The organism is Bacillus pumilus (assembly GCF_003431975.1).
Lineage (GTDB): Bacteria > Bacillota > Bacilli > Bacillales > Bacillaceae > Bacillus > Bacillus pumilus_N.
In genome coordinates, this window is record NZ_CP027116.1 from 850,574 (window position 1) to 865,843 (window position 15,270).

Consider the following 15,270-nt stretch of genomic DNA (forward strand, 5'->3'; position numbering starts at 1 on the left):
AAGGTTCGTCAAGCTTTTGAATGTTAAACTGCATGAATCAAGTGGTATTTGTTGTATAATAATGTTCAGTCGAAATAAATGAAGCAACTTAGAAAGTTGGGAAAAACATGTGGAACAAAAAAACGGGTATGACGATTTTAAAAATGCTTTTTCCGATCGTCATTATCCTTGTCTTAATTTTTGTCGCCAAGCAAGAGCTGAGCGGCCTTTCCATTAAAAAAACCTTTTATATTATTGACAGCTTGAATCGAATGGACTTGTTTATTCTTGTCTTTCTTGGACTTGTCGCAGTGTTATCAATGTCCTTATATGATTTTATTTTAAGAAGAAGTCTTGATATGCCCATTAGCGGCTGGAAAACGATTCGCATTTCTTGGATTGCGAACTCCTTTAACAGTGTCCTTGGATTCGGCGGTCTATCAGGAGCAGGGCTAAGAACGCTTCTATATAAGGAGTACATAACTGATACAAAAAAACTGTTGAAAGGCATCGCCCTTTTGACTTCCTCGGTTCTTTTAGGGTTATCTATTTTCAGTGATCTGATCTTGGTGAGGGTTCTTCCTGTAGAAAGTATTATTAGCCAAGAGCCGTGGCTATGGGCCTTTGTGATTATCTTTGCCTGTATTGTGCCCATTTATATCATTATGGCATCCATTCGAAAAAGCTCGATTGAGAGCGGTGAAAGTGGTCTGAAGCATCCGATTTACGCTTATATCGGTGCATCGTTTTTAGAATGGCTGGCAGCTGGTCTTGTCATGTACATGGCTGTCGTCTCTATGGGGATGAATGTCGATGTCCGGATTGTATTAGGGGTATTTGCGATTGCATCAATCGGCGGTTTAATCAGTATGGTTCCAGGCGGATTTGGTTCATTTGATCTCATCTTCTTACTGAGCATGCAGTACATTGGGTTTGATAAAGAGATGGTACTGACGGCGCTCGTTTTGTACCGCTTCGTTTACTCGATTTTCCCGTTTATTCTCGGGCTTTGCTTAGCCGCTTACGACTTAACGGGAACGACGCTTAGACGTCTTGAAGGCAATCCGAGAATGGCACCTGCCGTAGAAACAACGAACGTCTTAATTGTGTTGCACCGTGCTCTATTAATCCGTCTATTGTACGGATCTTTATCGATCTTAACCTTTGGAAGCGGGTTGCTCATTATGGCGTCTGTTGTGCTTCCTGTCGATCGATTAGGCGTGATTACGAGCATTCCGCGTTTTCTATTATCAGGATTTAATGGTCTTTCTTTAATGTTCGGCATTATCTTGATGGTTTTGTCCATTGAAGTGTATAAACGAACGAAAAGATCGTACGTATTGACGATGATCGCCCTTGCAGGCGGATTTGTGTTTACTTTGTTAAAAGGGTTTAACCTGAGTCTCATCTTTATTCTGCCAGTCATCATGGCAGTGTTTGTCTCTCTTCGAAATCAATTTGTGAAGCAGCAGGCACCTTATTCCTTGTATCAGTTTGTAGCGGCTGCTGCTGGATATTTACTCGTTTTGTTCAACTATAATGTCATTGGCAATTTTATTTGGACGAAAATCGGGCATTTCTTGAGTAAGGATTACTTGGTGCATAATGAACGGCATATTACGATGACGAGCATGATTGCTCTCATTGGTGTACCACTTTTCTTTTTCATTAGTAAATTGATTTTTAATAAAAAAGCATTTCCTATTGGAGAAGAAGCAGATGAGGAAAAATTAAAAACGTTTTTAGAAGAAAAGGGTGGAAATGCCCTCAGTCATCTTGGCTTTTTAGGCGACAAAAAACTATTCTTCTCAAGTGATGGAGAGGCGATGCTTCAGTTTGGACGAATCGGCCGCTGCGTCATTGTGCTTGGAGATCCAACTGGACGTAAATCGTCCTTTCCGCTTGTACTTGAGGAATTTTTACAGCAGACAGAAAAAGCAGGGTATCGCGTCGCTTTTTATCAAGTGGAACGGGAAGGGATGGCGCTCTATCATGACTTAGGGTTTCACTTCTTTAAGCTTGGAGAAGAAGCTATGGTCGATTTAGAAACGTTTTCTCTCTCTGGTAAGAAAAAATCAAATTTACGAGCTGTTGCCAATAAGTTTGAACGAGAAGGCTATACGTTTGAAATGCTGGAACCACCTTATTCAGATGAGCTGATCGCAACCTTAAAACAAATCTCTGACAGCTGGCTCGGAAAGAAAAAAGAAAAAGGGTTTTCGCTCGGCTACTTTCAAGAAGACTATCTTCAAAAAGCACCGATTGCAATTCTGAAGGATGAACAAGGGGTGATGATTTCTTTTGTGTCGTTAATGCCGATGTATCAAGAAGGGGAGATTTCCATCGACTTAATGCGTCATATGCATGATGCCCCGAACGGGATGATGGATGCGCTGTTTATCCACCTATTTCAATGGGCGAAAGAAAAAGGCTATAAATCCTTTAACATGGGAATGGCCCCTTTATCAAATGTAGGAACATTTCATCAGTCCTTTCTCACGGAGCGTTTGGCCAGTGTTATTTTCAACAACGTCAGATATATGTACAGCTTCAGCGGGTTACGGTCGTTTAAGCAGAAATATAAACCTGAATGGCATGGTAAATATTTAGCGTATAAAAAAAATACGTCACTGCCTGTCACAATGGTGCTTGTCACCAAGCTGATTGGGATGGACCCGAATCGCAGCAGGCGTCCATAGATCCAAAACCTTTACCTTTCACTAGGTGAAGGTTTTTTTAGACAAAAGAACAGCAAAAGTGGTAAAGTTGAAAGGTAAGGGGGATGTAAATATGACATTAAATGAATGGTTTACAAAGGGATTAGCTGAACGTACATACGTACACAACATGGAGAAAAACCGGGAAAATCTACTCACTGTGTACAACCAGTACGCAATTCATCAAAAAGAAAAAGAGCTGTTTCATAAGCTGCAAAAGAAAAAGCTTAGAGCGCTTGTCATCACTGCGGATTGGTGCGGAGATGCAATGGTCAATGTACCGATTTTCATGCGGATCGCAAGCGAAGCACTCATCGATGCGCGCTATTTCATTCGGGACGAGCATCTAGACCTGATGGATCAGTATTTAACGAACGGGACCGCAAGATCGATTCCGATTATTGTCTTTATTGATCAGGACGGGAATGAAGTGGGGAAATGGGGACCACGCTCAACAGAAGCACAGCGCTTTGTTGATGAGAAAAAACCAGACAAAGATGCACCTGATTTTGAAGAAGCTTTCCAAGTATTTGCGAAAGAAGCCGCACATCACTATACGACAGATCGGTACTTATGGAAAGATATTGAGAAAGAAATAGTAGAAGTTTTGGCAAAAATATAAACCAAAAGACTACTTCGCCGCAACGGGAAGTAGTCTTTTTTTATCTTGTTTTTGCGTGTCACCTACAAAACGCCGCATAAAGATGTAGAAAAACCGCAGAATTCTATCAAATACCGCAGAAAACCGCAAAGCATCTCGATTTTCCCAACCACTTTTAGTTGAAAAACCTCATATATGCCATGAAAACCTCAATTTTGCCCTTATCTAAAGGCTCATATAACGCACGTTGGTTTGCTTTTTCCCAATACAAGAGGCCCAGCAACTATAGTAATCTAGTTGTAATCTCCTTTGAACGAACTAAAAAACAAATGACGGAAAAGGGCTGGCGATCAATCTATGAAAAAAATCATTTATCTCGATCAAGAAAAGAAGAAGCTCGCTGAATCGAAAAAAAGAGAACAGCGTTCCATCAAATCACTTAGGCTGCTTGTGTTTTATGACGGGCAAAGTCCTTCGTGTGCAAAAGCAATTGACTTGTTAAAATCTCTTGATTGGAAGAACCGTATTCACTTTGAATGCTTTAGGCATTCGCAGCTGCTCAGACTGAATAAAATGAGTGAAGAGAAAGCAGAAAAACGAATCGTGTCTATTTCTTTAGCCAAAAATCAAAAAAATTCAGGGATCTATACTTGGCTGAAAATTGCCTGCAACATCCCTGCACTATGGGGAACGATCCCATTCATCGTGCTCAGCATTTGGTTAGGCTTTGGGCAGCATGCGTACGATTATTTTGCGAGAAAACGGTACATTCATTCTGTCGAAAAAGTCACCCGTCCTGATACAGATCAACAGAAGACCATATAATGAAGAGAAAAAGCATGACCTTCGATCGGCCGAAGGTCATGCTTTTTTGTAATAGGGGACGTAAGACGCTAAGTGATCAAGCAGCGTTTTCGTATAAGACATATAGGCACGTTCGTCAAGCTCAGAAGCCGCATAGGAAAGCAAGGTTCTCAGAGCAAACAAGTACTCACTGTGCAGCTCATTGTGCTTAAAGTAAGGAAGGGCTGCTTCGATCAAATAGGTTTTCAAATCAAGAGGGTTTTCCTCAATCATCAATTTATAGATTTTGATCAAATATAAACAGTTTGGCTGAATACGAGGCTGTTTTAATAGCTCATGTATGTAGGGAAGTGCTTTTTTGCGGTCATATTCAGCATATAATGTAGCAATCTCATAAAGTGTTTCACAGTAACGTTCTTCTATTTGTTCTTGATTAAAGTAATTGAGTGAATCTAGTAAATAAGGTACAGCTGAAGAGAAATCACCTTCCCGTTTTAAGAGCACCCCATAATAAAAATAAGCCGTCATTTTAATATAGGCATCAGGATATAGGGAAGTGTGCAAAATCACCTCTTTTAAATATTTTTTCGCTGTTTGAAAGGCTTTTAGTTCCAGTGAAATCACACCATGAATGAGTGTACAATGAATAATCCGCTTGAAATTGTTCTTTTGTCTATATAAATCCATCGCTTGATGTGTCGCTTCAAGTGCATCACCAAGATGTCCCATGTTTCCAAGTGCTTTTGCATAGTGATAATATAGGTCGCTTTGTTCAATGGAAGCGTAAGAGAAGCAGCTTTCAAGCTTTTTTAAGCCTTCTTCAAGCTGACCATTTTTAATGATATGAATGCCATCTAGATATTCAAAAATTTCTTTTTCCGTTTCAATAAAGGTTTTTTCAAATTTTTTAAGCACGCGGTGTGTTTTTAAAGCGAGTGGCTGCTTGTCTGTTAATAAATAAAATTGAAATAAGGACAAATGATACTGAATGCCTAAATCAAGCGAAAAGAACTGTTCCTCGTGCTGAATGATCATTTCTGCATTTTGTTCTGCTTGATCGAGTGCATAGAAATACATATTCATTTGAAACTCATCCAAAAGTGACAGCAAGTGACGGGCCTTCTGTGAGAGCGTTTCTTGGCTGATGCCCAGCCGTTCAAGCAGTAAATTGATCGTATCTTGATTGGCCTCCTTTGAGCCATTTTCGATTTTACTTAAATGAGAGACAGAACAAACTCCTTCTGCCAATTCAGATTGAGTCATATTTTGTTTATAACGGTAGAGCTTGATGATTTGCCCGATATTGATTTTCATTCCATCCAGAAGCCTCCCTTCCAATCATGGGTTGAAAGCCTTTTGACAAAAGAACCGAATCAGACAAAATGGGAATACCTGATATCATTTCATCATCTTGGTTTTTTTCTCAAAATTTGTTTAAAACGTAATATGATTGTAACATTACTTGAAAAACTCAAACAACTTTTTAGCAGACCGGAAGGGTAACACCATTTGCAACTGCTCGAAATGATGTTTATAATGTGAATGAGAATCAATTTCAATTAAAATTGATTGAAAGGATGACATATATGCCAGAAATCAAACAACAAACAGAAGCGTTAACAGTTCGAGACGCTGTCAGATATAGACGATCCATTCGAAAATTCAAAGAAACACCGGTGACCGTTGAGCAGCTTCAGCCGTTATTAGAGGATGCGGTCTATGCACCGAATCATAAAATCACGGAGCCATGGCGCTTTCTATATGCGGTGACGGATGAAGCGAAAGCGGTATTTGTTGAGCGGTTCATTGCTTTCTTTAAGCGCAACAACCCAGACGCAAAAGAAGAAAAGATCAATCAGTACAGAGATTATTTTTCTAAAGTACCAGCACTTTTACTTGTTGTTCTAAAAGAAGACGAAAATCCAGTTGTGAGAAATGATGATTTTGCCGCTGTGAGCACGCTTATTCAAAACTTCCAGCTGCTTGCTTGGGATCAAGGGATCGGTATGGTCTGGAAGAGTGGCCGCATCTTATACGACAAAGGCTTTCAACAGGACATGGGCTTAAAGGAAAATGAGCGATTTGCTGCAATCCTTCACATTGGTTATCCAGAAGAGGTACCTGAGGAAAAATCACGTCAGAAAGCATCAAGTCTTTTAACTGAAATTAAATAAAGAAAAGCAGACCGCTAGAGGGTCTGCTTTTTTACTTATTGTTTTTTGGCGCGCTGGTCGGCTGCTTTCATACGTGCCATTGCTTTTACGTCATTCGGATCTGCAAGTTCTTTGGAAAATTCAACATATTCGCCATCCGACTCTTGTGCTGCAAGCTCGTGGTTGGTTTTTTGGTGTTGGTCTTTTTTCAAAGCTTTTCCCTCCTTTACAAGATCACCTTAGTTATGTGCTTGTTGGAGTGGAATATCCATCTTATTTGTTTCTTTTTTCTGCTGCTCTTTCCGCTTTTTTGAATTCCTGCTGATACAGGACTTCCTGGGTTTTTTTCAGCTTTGAAGTTGGCTGGTGTTCTTTTTTCTTCATCAAAATCGCCCCCTCATCTCATTTCTAATAGGATGGGTGTTTTTGACAAAAATTATTCCTCTGAATGCAAAATCGCTTCTTTTAATTCAGGATACAAAAAGTCATAAGAAGAAAGCAAAGCCTTCTTCGGAAGCGCACGCTGTCCTTCTAAAACAAGTAATGACATTTCGCCAAGTGCCGTTTGAATGACAAAGGATGGAACCTTCAGCCAGTGGGGGCGGTGAAGGGCAGACGCAATCGTTTGTCCGAGCTGCTTCATTTGAACAGGATTCGGTGATGTGACATTGAGTGGACCTGAGATGTTGTCATTGTGTATGGCATAAGCAATAAGATGTGCTACATCTTCGACATGAACCCATGAAACCCATTGCGAGCCGGGGCCAATCGTTCCACCGGCAAACAGTTTATATGGTAGTGTCATCAGTGGCAGTGTCCCTTTTTCTCCTAATACGACGCCGAAGCGTGTGTAGACGGTACGAATGCCGAGTGTTTCAATCTTTTGCCCCTCAGCTTCCCAAAGTTTAGATGTATGACTTAAGAAATCAGTATCCGCAGGAGGTGATTCCTCCGTAAAATCTCCTGTTTGAGACGTGCCATAAATTCCGACAGCACTTGCTTGAATGAGCACAGATGGTTTCGATTCCTGCGCTTCTATAATGCGCCTTACTTCTTGTGTGGATTGAATGCGGCTGGAGAGGATGCCTTCTTTTGCCTTGTCTGTCCAGCGTGTGAAAATGGATTTTCCAGCAAGGTTAATCCAGACATCAATCGCAGGCAATTCATGCTCGGGCGCAGCACCTTCTGTCAGCCACTGCACATAGTGTAAATGATTTTGTTCGGATTCCTTTGGATTTCTTGTTAAAATATATAGATGATGTCCTTCAGCAGCGAGCACTTTAGTGACGTGCTGGCCGATAAAACCGGTTCCTCCGGTGATGGCGATATTCAATTGACATCTCTCCTCTCATATACATACTTATATCTTTCACGATTTTGAATCAGAAGAAACATCCTGACTGTTTAAAAAAAGGGGTGATCACAGGATGCCTTATATTACAAAAATCTCCGCTCAGAAAAAAAATACGGAGCGAGTGAACATTTTTCTTGATGAAAAGTACGCCTTTAGCGTTGATCTAGATGTGCTCGTTCAGCACGATTTGAAAAAAGGGAAAGAGCTGGACGAAGCAGATATCATTGAAATTCAATTCGGTGATGCTGTGAAAAAAGGATTTCACCAGGCTGTCGATTATTTATCCTACCGGATGAGATCAGTAAAAGAAGTGGCTGATTATTTGACGAAAAAAGAAATTCCAGCACCTGCTATTAGTGAAATTATACACAAATTAAAGGATTACAAGTATGTAAACGATCTTGAATTTGCGGAAGCCTATGTAAGCACCCATCGTAAAACGAATAGTAAAGGGCCGTCCGTCCTCAAAAAAGAGCTAAAGCTTAAAGGGATAGACGATGACACCATTGAACAAGCCCTATCGCAATACCCTGATGATTTACAGCTGGAGGAAGCTGTGAAGCAGGTCCAGAAGCTTGTGAGAAAAGAAAAAAATCGTTCCGCAAAAGAGATCGAGCAGCGCATCAAGCTGCAGCTACAACGAAAGGGATTTTCGTTTGAGATGATTGATAAAGCCCTTCAAGAAGCCTATGATGGACAAGAAGAGGAAAAGGAAGAAGAAGCCCTCCTCTATATGATGGAGAAGGCAAAACGCAAGGTAGGATATGACGGCTCATTTGAAAAGAAGATGAAAGTGAAGCAATTTTTATTCAGAAAAGGCTTTGATCTTGACGCAATTGATCACGTTTTAGACAAAGGGGAATGACAGATGGACAAACGTTATAGTGAAATGACGGAATACGAATTGAAGCAGGAGATTGCCTCTCTTTCTGAAAAAGCACGAAAGGCTGAGCAGCTTGGCATTGTGAATGAATATGCCGTTTTAGAACGGAAGATCGATATGGCCAAAGCCTACTTATTAGATCCAGCACTCATTCAAACCAAAACGACCTATCAAATCAAAGATACAGACGAAGAGTTTTACGTGGAATATTTAAATGGCGTATTTGCGTGGGGATACAGAGTATCAGCTCCAAATAAGGAAGATGCACTGCCGATTTCAATGCTTACGAAAAAGGACTGATCTCTAGGATCAGTCCTTTTCTTTACTTCGAACGCTGTTTACGGACGTTGTTCTGAAGTACGATGTCGTGCTGCGTTTGCTGCGTTTCTCCGTTGACCTGAGAGGCAGAATGCTTTGCATTCGCCCATGGTTGAGGGTAAGCAGTTGTCCTTAATTGAACAAAGTCTTCCATATACGATTTCCCATTTGAACTCATATCTCAAGCACTCCCTTTGGAAAAATTAGCGTTTCCCTGATGCCCTCATTCGTTCCTGTGGACGTGTATTCGTCTCACCATTCGGCCTTTTAGACACAAAAGCATCTGTGGCGCCTGGCTCGCCTTCAAACTTGTGATTCACTTGATTTGGAAAGCCTTTTGCTTTATTACGCATATCGATTCCCTCCAAACAATACAAATCATTTGCGTCTTTTGAAGACGTAAGGGTAGTATATGAAAAAAGAGGTTTTTTTAAAAAGGCACTTTCTGCTAGATGAAGGAGGAACCGACATGGAACAATACTTTGAACGACTAACAGAACAACTCATGGAAAAAAACAATATGCTCACATATGACGAAGCCCGTACATGGGTAGAGCTGCTTTGGAGTGATTTTGAAACGACCTATGCAAAGGCTGGCCGTAAGTATAAAGGGCAGGAAACAACCGAACGAATTGTCCAAGAGTGGATTGAGAGCTACGGTGCGCAGCTGCATCTATTTCAAAATAAACAATCAAAGGCAAACGAGCATCTTCAAGGGCAGAACAAAGGGCTGCTTCATTAAAAGAAGGGCCCCGCTCATTTTTTTCAATAAATAGGTAAATATATAAATGAGCAAACAATTTTATGATACAATACCCAGTCTGTGATTGAAATTACAGGCTTTTTACAATGGTTAAACTTAAAATTACATTAAATTCATCTTGCTGAAAATCATTGGAAATAAAACTTTGATATAATGGAACGATTAAAGAGATATGTAATTTATGGATAATAAAAAAGGGTTTCGTTTCCTGACAAAAAAGGAATAATGAACATATCAGACTATGTGAAAAAAGTGAAGAGAAGGTGCGATATGGAACGGGAATTGCTCTCTGTTATAATTCCTTCTTACAATGAAGGTGAAAACATCAGAAGAATCTTTGAGGCACTCGAGGAAGAGTTTCGCGATTTTCATTATGACTTTGAAATCATCTTTATTAATGATGGAAGCAAGGACAACACACTTCAATACATGAGAGAGCTCTCTCGCAAAAGTGCAAAGGTGAAATACATTTCCTTCTCACGTAACTTTGGGAAGGAAGCCGCCATTCTGGCAGGACTGGAACATGTCAAGGGAGAAGCTGCGATCATCATGGACGCCGACTTGCAGCACCCGACGTATTTAATTCAAGACTTTGTCAGAGGGTATGAAGAAGGCTATCATCAAGTCATCGCCAAACGGAACCGTAAAGGAGACAGCAAGCTTCGCTCTTACTTATCATCGTTGTACTATAAAGTGATGAACAAGGTAGTCGAAGTGGACTTGCGTGATGGTGTCGGAGACTTCCGTTTAATTTCCCGCCAGGCAATCGATGCATTGCTTCAGTTAAAAGAGGGAAATCGTTTTTCAAAAGGGCTTTTTTGCTGGATTGGGTTTGAAGAAAAGGTCATCTACTATGAAAATGTTGAAAGACAGCACGGTGATACAAAATGGTCACTGAAGAAGTTGTTTAACTATGGCATAGATGGCGTCATTTCTTTTAACAACCGCCCGCTTCGTATTTGTTTTTATACTGGCATACTGATCTTATTCCTCTCTTTGATTTACATCGTGGCCACCTTTATTCAAATTGTCAGAACGGGTGTGATGGTACCTGGTTATTTCACTTTAATATCGGCTGTGCTTTTCCTCGGAGGTGTCCAGCTTTTGAGTCTAGGTGTGATTGGAGAATATATTGGCCGCATTTATTATGAAACGAAAAAGAGGCCGCATTATTTGATCCAAGAATCAAATGTCATGCAGCAAGAGACAAGCTCTAAGGAACAAGACCGAGTGTTAACACAGTTATTTAAATAACGTGGAGTCAAATAACCGGCAAGCACGAATCGCTTGCTGGGTTGTTTTGTTTCAAGGAACAATGGATCTTTTGTGGAAAGGATTTAGATGATGAAACGTAGATGGATAATCATTGGAATGTGCCTCATTCTTGCATTATTAGGCCACTCCTTTTTCTTATATGAATATACGCAAGGCCGGTACATGACAGGAGATGGGGATGGCATCTCGCAAATGCTCCCATTTAAAAAACTGCTTTACGACGAATATGTCAAAGGGAATTTCTTTTATTCCTATCAATTCGGACTAGGCGGTGGTACATACACGCAATTAGGGTATTATTTCACAACGTCGACGGTCTTTATGATGACAGTCGCTGTCGTCTGGCTGTTGAATGCACTTCATCTCATACAGTCAATGGACATTCATTTCTGGGCAAATGCCGTGGTTTGGTTGAGCGTGATCAAGTTGACGCTCATTCTATTCATCGCTTACCGTGTGCTTCTTTCAATGGTTCAAAATAGATTGGGTGCACTGACAGGAGCGGCAATCTATGGATTATCTATTGTATATTTCCGCCATCAAACGTTTTGGGAATTTTTCACCGATAGCATGATGTGGCTTCCGGTACTTGTGCTTGGGGTTGAGCGGATATTCAAAACGGGTAAGCCCGCTTGGTTTATTGCGAGTTGCAGTCTGATGCTGATCAACAACTTTTACTTTGCTTATATTCACTTTATCTTTTTAGCGATCTATCTTGTCTTCAGATATATGATCAAGCTGCGAAGTGAGGAGCGCGGGTGGAAAGTGTTCTGGACGCTTGCGATCTCTACACTGTTATCTTTTGGGATCAGTGCCGCCTTTTTTATCCCGTCTGTTTATGGCTTTCTTAACAATATAAGACCGCCGTATGAACAGGCCATTCCTTGGTTCGAGCTGCATGATCATCTGCTGTTTACGAGCAGGGTGTATTTATTACCTGTGATGTTTCTGATTTGTCTGTTTCTCGTACCGCTTTACCGGAACAGATGGTTTTTCATGTTTACATCCATCAGTGTTCTGCTGATCATTTTTCATTACAGTCCAAAGATGGCGAGCGTGTTTAATGGTTTTTCTGCACCGCAGTACAGGTTTGAATACATACTCGCCTTTACAGTTGGAGCGGTCGTAGCCATCACGATCAAGCATTTCCCGCAAATCGAGTGGAAGTGGAAAAAGCGTGCGGTCTTAGGCGCTTGGATCGTGTTCCTTCTCGCTGTCGTCCTTTCAGAACGAGCAAAGGGAAACATGGATGTCGTTGTGTTTACAGGCATAGGACTGCTTGTCATCAGCTTGTTTTTCCTATGGATGCATGCGGAAAAACGCCAGCATCTTCGTCTCTTTTCAGCTGTCCTTATTGCCATTAGCCTACTGACAGCAGGCGTGTATCAGCAGGGCTACTTATCTGAAAGAAGCAATATAAAGAGCGTATCCGATACGTATCTGAATAGTGAGGCATATGCTGGACATGAGCAAATGAAGCTCATTCAGCAGATTCAAAGTCGTTCAAAAGACCCGCTTGCTCGGATTGATTGGATGAATGGCGTGCGAAACAATACCCCATTATTTGAAGGCTTTCAAGGCATGAGTGCGTATTCAAGCATATTGAATCAGCATTTGCTCAATTTCTACTGGAATGACCTGCAAATCGATATGGGAAGGGAAAGTGTCAGCCGGTATGCAACAATGGGGGACAGGGTGAATTTATACAGCCTGACCTACGGAAAGTATTATATGAGAGACAAAATGATGTCTTACTCACCACCAGCTTATTTTAAGCCAATATTAGAAAGCGAGCATTATGAGGTGTATGAAAATACACGGCCGCTGCCATTTGCAAGAACAACGAGCACTGTTTATTCAGAACAATCCTTAAAGGATGCCTCAGCACTTGATAAAGAGCATGCGATGCTTCAAGGCGTCATTTTAGACAAAAAAGGAAACGCTGAAATCGAGCATGTGGCAGATCGAGTGAAGGATACAAATATTCATACTGAACAAGCCGTATACGAAAATGGTGTGCTTAATGTTTACGGGGAAAAGGGCGGTCTGAATATCACCCTTCCAGATGATATCGCTCGTGCCGGGGATGTGTATGTGAGCTTTTATGTAAAGCGAACTGACCGCAACGAAGGATTTCAGTTATCCGTTGACGACTACGTCACATCACGAAAAAGCAATACATCCATCTATAAAACAGGCGTAAATGAAGTGACGATTCGGGTCCCTGCGGAAAAGATCCTCTCCATACGAGTACCAAAAGGGACGTATGAGCTGAGTCAATTAAAGCTGTATCAAGAGCCTTACCGCGTCCTAGAGAAAGCATATGAAAAAGAAAAACAGGATGATGGTAGCCAAAAAGTAAAGCTTAAAAATAACCGCTTTACGATTTCGTATGATAATAAGCGCAGTGATGACTACATGATTCTGCCTGTTCCATATGAAAAAGGCTGGGAGCTCACGGTGAACGGACACAAAACCGATATTGAAAAAGCCAACTACACTTTTATTGGTTTTCCAATAGAAAAAGGCGAAAACGAGATTGTACTAACCTACTATCCGCCTTATATCAGAATTCTCGCATTGATTTCACTCGTCAGTTTGATTGGTGCAATCGTCTATGCACGGAGAAAACACAAGAAACACCACTTTTTATCATAAGTGGTGTTTCTTATCGTTCATTTCGTCTAATTGATATGAGACATGAAGCGAGACGATTGGACGGTTTATTGCTGTCAAGAAACACTCTCTCCAGAAACATGATAGAGACTCACGAAGCTTCCTTCTCAAATGGAAACGTCGCATAATCAAACAAAAAATGAAACAACCAAAGACTCAGGGCGAAGAGAATTTCCTCAGAAGTGGACAGCCAAATGCCGTCAACCAATTCGTCTGATAAATAGACAGCACCCCAAATAAACAAAAGGTGAAATAAAATGGCATAGAAAACGATGGCTCTTTTTTTGGAGCGGCACTTTCTGACAAAACACATGAGCGCATGCTCAACATGTTCAAAGGATATCCCAAGTACGACATAGATGCCCATAAACAGAAGCATCGATAAAATTGATTGATAAAAAGCGCCCGTCAAATGAAAGAACAGTACACAAAACAACAAAAATATGTAACAGATAGCCGACGCTGCCATGAGCCATTTCAGCCCTTGCCATAAAGCGTGAACAGATTGCTGCATGGTAAACAACACTCCTTTACATGAAGATACCTGCAAAAAGGACAGCCCTTTTGCAGGAAGGTGGAATTAATCCTCTTTTTTAGGTGCAGCGATGACAGGATGTTTTTCAGTATCAAGCAATTTCAAGAATTCTTCGCCTTGATCTAAATGATCAAGAACAAGCTGTTTCGGTGTGACCGCAAGCCACTGATTCAGTGAGATATCTGCATAATGGTCGCTCTTGAAGATTTCTAAGAAATAAAGCGGTTCGTCACCTGTATTTTCTACATAATGCCCCATCGCAAATGGCACATAGCCAACGTCTCCCGCCTGATAGTTGAAGGTTCTCGCATGTCCATCAGAAGCAAATACCGTCATTCGTGCCTTTCCAGAAATGAAATATTGCCATTCATCCGTATTTGGATGCCAGTGCAGCTCACGGATGGCACCTGGATCAACTTTCACAAGAGCAGAGGCAATCGTTTTAGACGCTTTGAAATTGGTAGAATCCGCAATCCACACTTGTCCGCCGCTTGACGTAATCGGCTCTTGCTTTAACAGCTCATATTTAAAGGAATTCGGGACTTCTCCTTGCTCTGTTTTTACCTTGTCACATTCAAGGGAACCAGGAATTCCTGTTTGGAAAATATACTTCTCTTTCTCTGGCAGCTTGTTAAATTGCTCCTTTGTCATTCCAAAGTTTTGGAGCACAACTTCCTCTGGTGTATGGACAAGCCAATCAGTCACTTGGAACGTACTATTTTCAGAGAAAGACCCATCATCAAACACAAGCAAGAATTCCGCTCCCGGTTCAAGTGCTTGAATAGAATGCGGCAAGCCTGAAGGGAAGTACCACAAATCGCCCTCGGTCACATCCTCTGTAAAATTGCGCCCCTCTGCATCAACTGATGTAATTCGGGCTTCCCCATAAATCATGTACGCCCATTCTGCTTCCTTATGCCAGTGCAGCTCGCGAATTGCACCAGGCTTTAGCCGCATGTTCACAGAGGCAAGACTTTTAGAAATGGGCAGTTCACGTACTGTGACTTCTCTGGCGTAACCGCCTTTTTCTAAACGGTTGTGCGTATCAGAAAAAGAATATTTCATGTTGGGAACCGTTCCATGATCGGTTTCTGGTGGCGTGAGCATATCTGGGTTTTGTCTGTCTCGCTCGAGATTACGTGGAATTTTGACCGTTGCTCCTTTTTCTCCTCGAATCGGCTGTGGTACACCATTTTGCTTTTCACTCATGAT

At 41.3% G+C, this 15,270-nt stretch carries 17 protein-coding genes; 9 read left to right on the forward strand and 8 right to left on the reverse strand.

Annotation, left to right across the window (positions count from 1 at the left end; genetic code table 11):
• The first annotated feature begins 107 nt into the window (after positions 1–107).
• From mprF to C5695_RS04065, 3 genes are all read left to right on the forward strand, one after another.
• The gene (mprF, locus tag C5695_RS04055) at positions 108–2,678 is read left to right on the forward strand and encodes a bifunctional lysylphosphatidylglycerol flippase/synthetase MprF (RefSeq protein WP_117729429.1); all 2,571 of its coding nucleotides are present in this window, start codon (positions 108–110) and stop codon (positions 2,676–2,678) included.
• Positions 2,679–2,769: 91 nt separating this feature from the next.
• Entirely contained in the window at positions 2,770–3,318 is a 549-nt protein-coding gene (locus C5695_RS04060) for a thioredoxin family protein (RefSeq protein ID WP_117729431.1), read from the forward strand.
• A 336-nt stretch (positions 3,319–3,654) separates the two neighbouring features.
• Positions 3,655–4,122 (forward strand): DCC1-like thiol-disulfide oxidoreductase family protein, encoded by a 468-nt coding sequence (locus C5695_RS04065; protein ID WP_117729433.1) that lies wholly within the window; start codon positions 3,655–3,657, stop codon positions 4,120–4,122.
• A 36-nt stretch (positions 4,123–4,158) separates the two neighbouring features.
• On the opposite strand, the gene C5695_RS04070 is transcribed toward C5695_RS04065, so the two are convergent.
• Positions 4,159–5,415 carry a helix-turn-helix domain-containing protein gene (locus tag C5695_RS04070; protein WP_117729435.1) on the reverse strand — a complete coding sequence of 419 codons (1,257 nt, stop codon included), beginning with the start codon at positions 5,413–5,415 and terminating at the stop codon, positions 4,159–4,161.
• Between the two features lie 272 nt (positions 5,416–5,687).
• Here C5695_RS04070 and C5695_RS04075 point away from each other — a divergent pair, with 272 nt between their 5' ends.
• The gene (locus C5695_RS04075; protein WP_187441900.1) at positions 5,688–6,275 is read left to right on the forward strand and encodes a nitroreductase family protein; all 588 of its coding nucleotides are present in this window, start codon (positions 5,688–5,690) and stop codon (positions 6,273–6,275) included.
• A 35-nt stretch (positions 6,276–6,310) separates the two neighbouring features.
• On the opposite strand, the gene C5695_RS04080 is transcribed toward C5695_RS04075, so the two are convergent.
• The 3 genes from C5695_RS04080 to C5695_RS04090 form a co-directional block, all read right to left on the reverse strand.
• A complete protein-coding gene (locus tag C5695_RS04080) occupies positions 6,311–6,466 on the reverse strand; it encodes a YfhD family protein (protein WP_012009317.1) in 156 nt (51 codons plus the stop codon).
• A 61-nt stretch (positions 6,467–6,527) separates the two neighbouring features.
• A complete protein-coding gene (locus C5695_RS04085) occupies positions 6,528–6,638 on the reverse strand; it encodes a YfhE family protein (RefSeq protein WP_017358836.1) in 111 nt (36 codons plus the stop codon).
• 52 nt (positions 6,639–6,690) lie between these two features.
• Complete coding sequence (locus C5695_RS04090; RefSeq protein ID WP_117729442.1) at positions 6,691–7,587, reverse strand: TIGR01777 family oxidoreductase; 897 nt, start codon at positions 7,585–7,587, stop codon at positions 6,691–6,693.
• 94 nt (positions 7,588–7,681) lie between these two features.
• Here C5695_RS04090 and recX point away from each other — a divergent pair, with 94 nt between their 5' ends.
• Both recX and C5695_RS04100 read left to right on the forward strand, forming a co-directional pair.
• The gene (recX, locus tag C5695_RS04095) at positions 7,682–8,473 is read left to right on the forward strand and encodes a recombination regulator RecX (protein ID WP_117729444.1); all 792 of its coding nucleotides are present in this window, start codon (positions 7,682–7,684) and stop codon (positions 8,471–8,473) included.
• Positions 8,474–8,476: 3 nt separating this feature from the next.
• A complete protein-coding gene (locus tag C5695_RS04100; RefSeq protein ID WP_117729446.1) occupies positions 8,477–8,791 on the forward strand; it encodes a YfhH family protein in 315 nt (104 codons plus the stop codon).
• 22 nt (positions 8,792–8,813) lie between these two features.
• Here the strand turns inward: C5695_RS04100 and C5695_RS04105 are convergent, their stop codons facing one another.
• Both C5695_RS04105 and C5695_RS04110 read right to left on the reverse strand, forming a co-directional pair.
• A complete protein-coding gene (locus tag C5695_RS04105; RefSeq protein ID WP_003217811.1) occupies positions 8,814–8,987 on the reverse strand; it encodes a YpzG family protein in 174 nt (57 codons plus the stop codon).
• A gap of 25 nt (positions 8,988–9,012) precedes the next feature.
• A complete protein-coding gene (locus C5695_RS04110) occupies positions 9,013–9,162 on the reverse strand; it encodes a small, acid-soluble spore protein K (RefSeq protein WP_117729448.1) in 150 nt (49 codons plus the stop codon).
• 116 nt (positions 9,163–9,278) lie between these two features.
• Between C5695_RS04110 and C5695_RS04115 the strand changes: the two genes are divergently transcribed.
• The 3 genes from C5695_RS04115 to C5695_RS04125 all read left to right on the forward strand — a co-directional run bounded on the left by C5695_RS04115 (position 9,279) and on the right by C5695_RS04125 (position 13,505).
• Positions 9,279–9,551 (forward strand): YfhJ family protein, encoded by a 273-nt coding sequence (locus C5695_RS04115; protein ID WP_106051563.1) that lies wholly within the window; start codon positions 9,279–9,281, stop codon positions 9,549–9,551.
• 291 nt (positions 9,552–9,842) lie between these two features.
• Positions 9,843–10,826, forward strand: coding sequence for a glycosyltransferase family 2 protein (locus C5695_RS04120; RefSeq protein ID WP_117729450.1), 984 nt, complete (start codon positions 9,843–9,845; stop codon positions 10,824–10,826).
• A gap of 87 nt (positions 10,827–10,913) precedes the next feature.
• Entirely contained in the window at positions 10,914–13,505 is a 2,592-nt protein-coding gene (locus C5695_RS04125) for a YfhO family protein (RefSeq protein WP_117729452.1), read from the forward strand.
• 109 nt (positions 13,506–13,614) lie between these two features.
• On the opposite strand, the gene C5695_RS04130 is transcribed toward C5695_RS04125, so the two are convergent.
• Both C5695_RS04130 and C5695_RS04135 read right to left on the reverse strand, forming a co-directional pair.
• Positions 13,615–14,037: a regulatory YrvL family protein gene (locus tag C5695_RS04130; RefSeq protein ID WP_117729454.1), complete on the reverse strand. Its 423-nt coding sequence runs from the start codon at positions 14,035–14,037 to the stop codon at positions 13,615–13,617.
• Positions 14,038–14,103: 66 nt separating this feature from the next.
• A complete protein-coding gene (locus C5695_RS04135) occupies positions 14,104–15,267 on the reverse strand; it encodes an oxalate decarboxylase family bicupin (RefSeq protein WP_058015778.1) in 1,164 nt (387 codons plus the stop codon).
• Between the last annotated feature and the right edge of the window lie 3 nt (positions 15,268–15,270).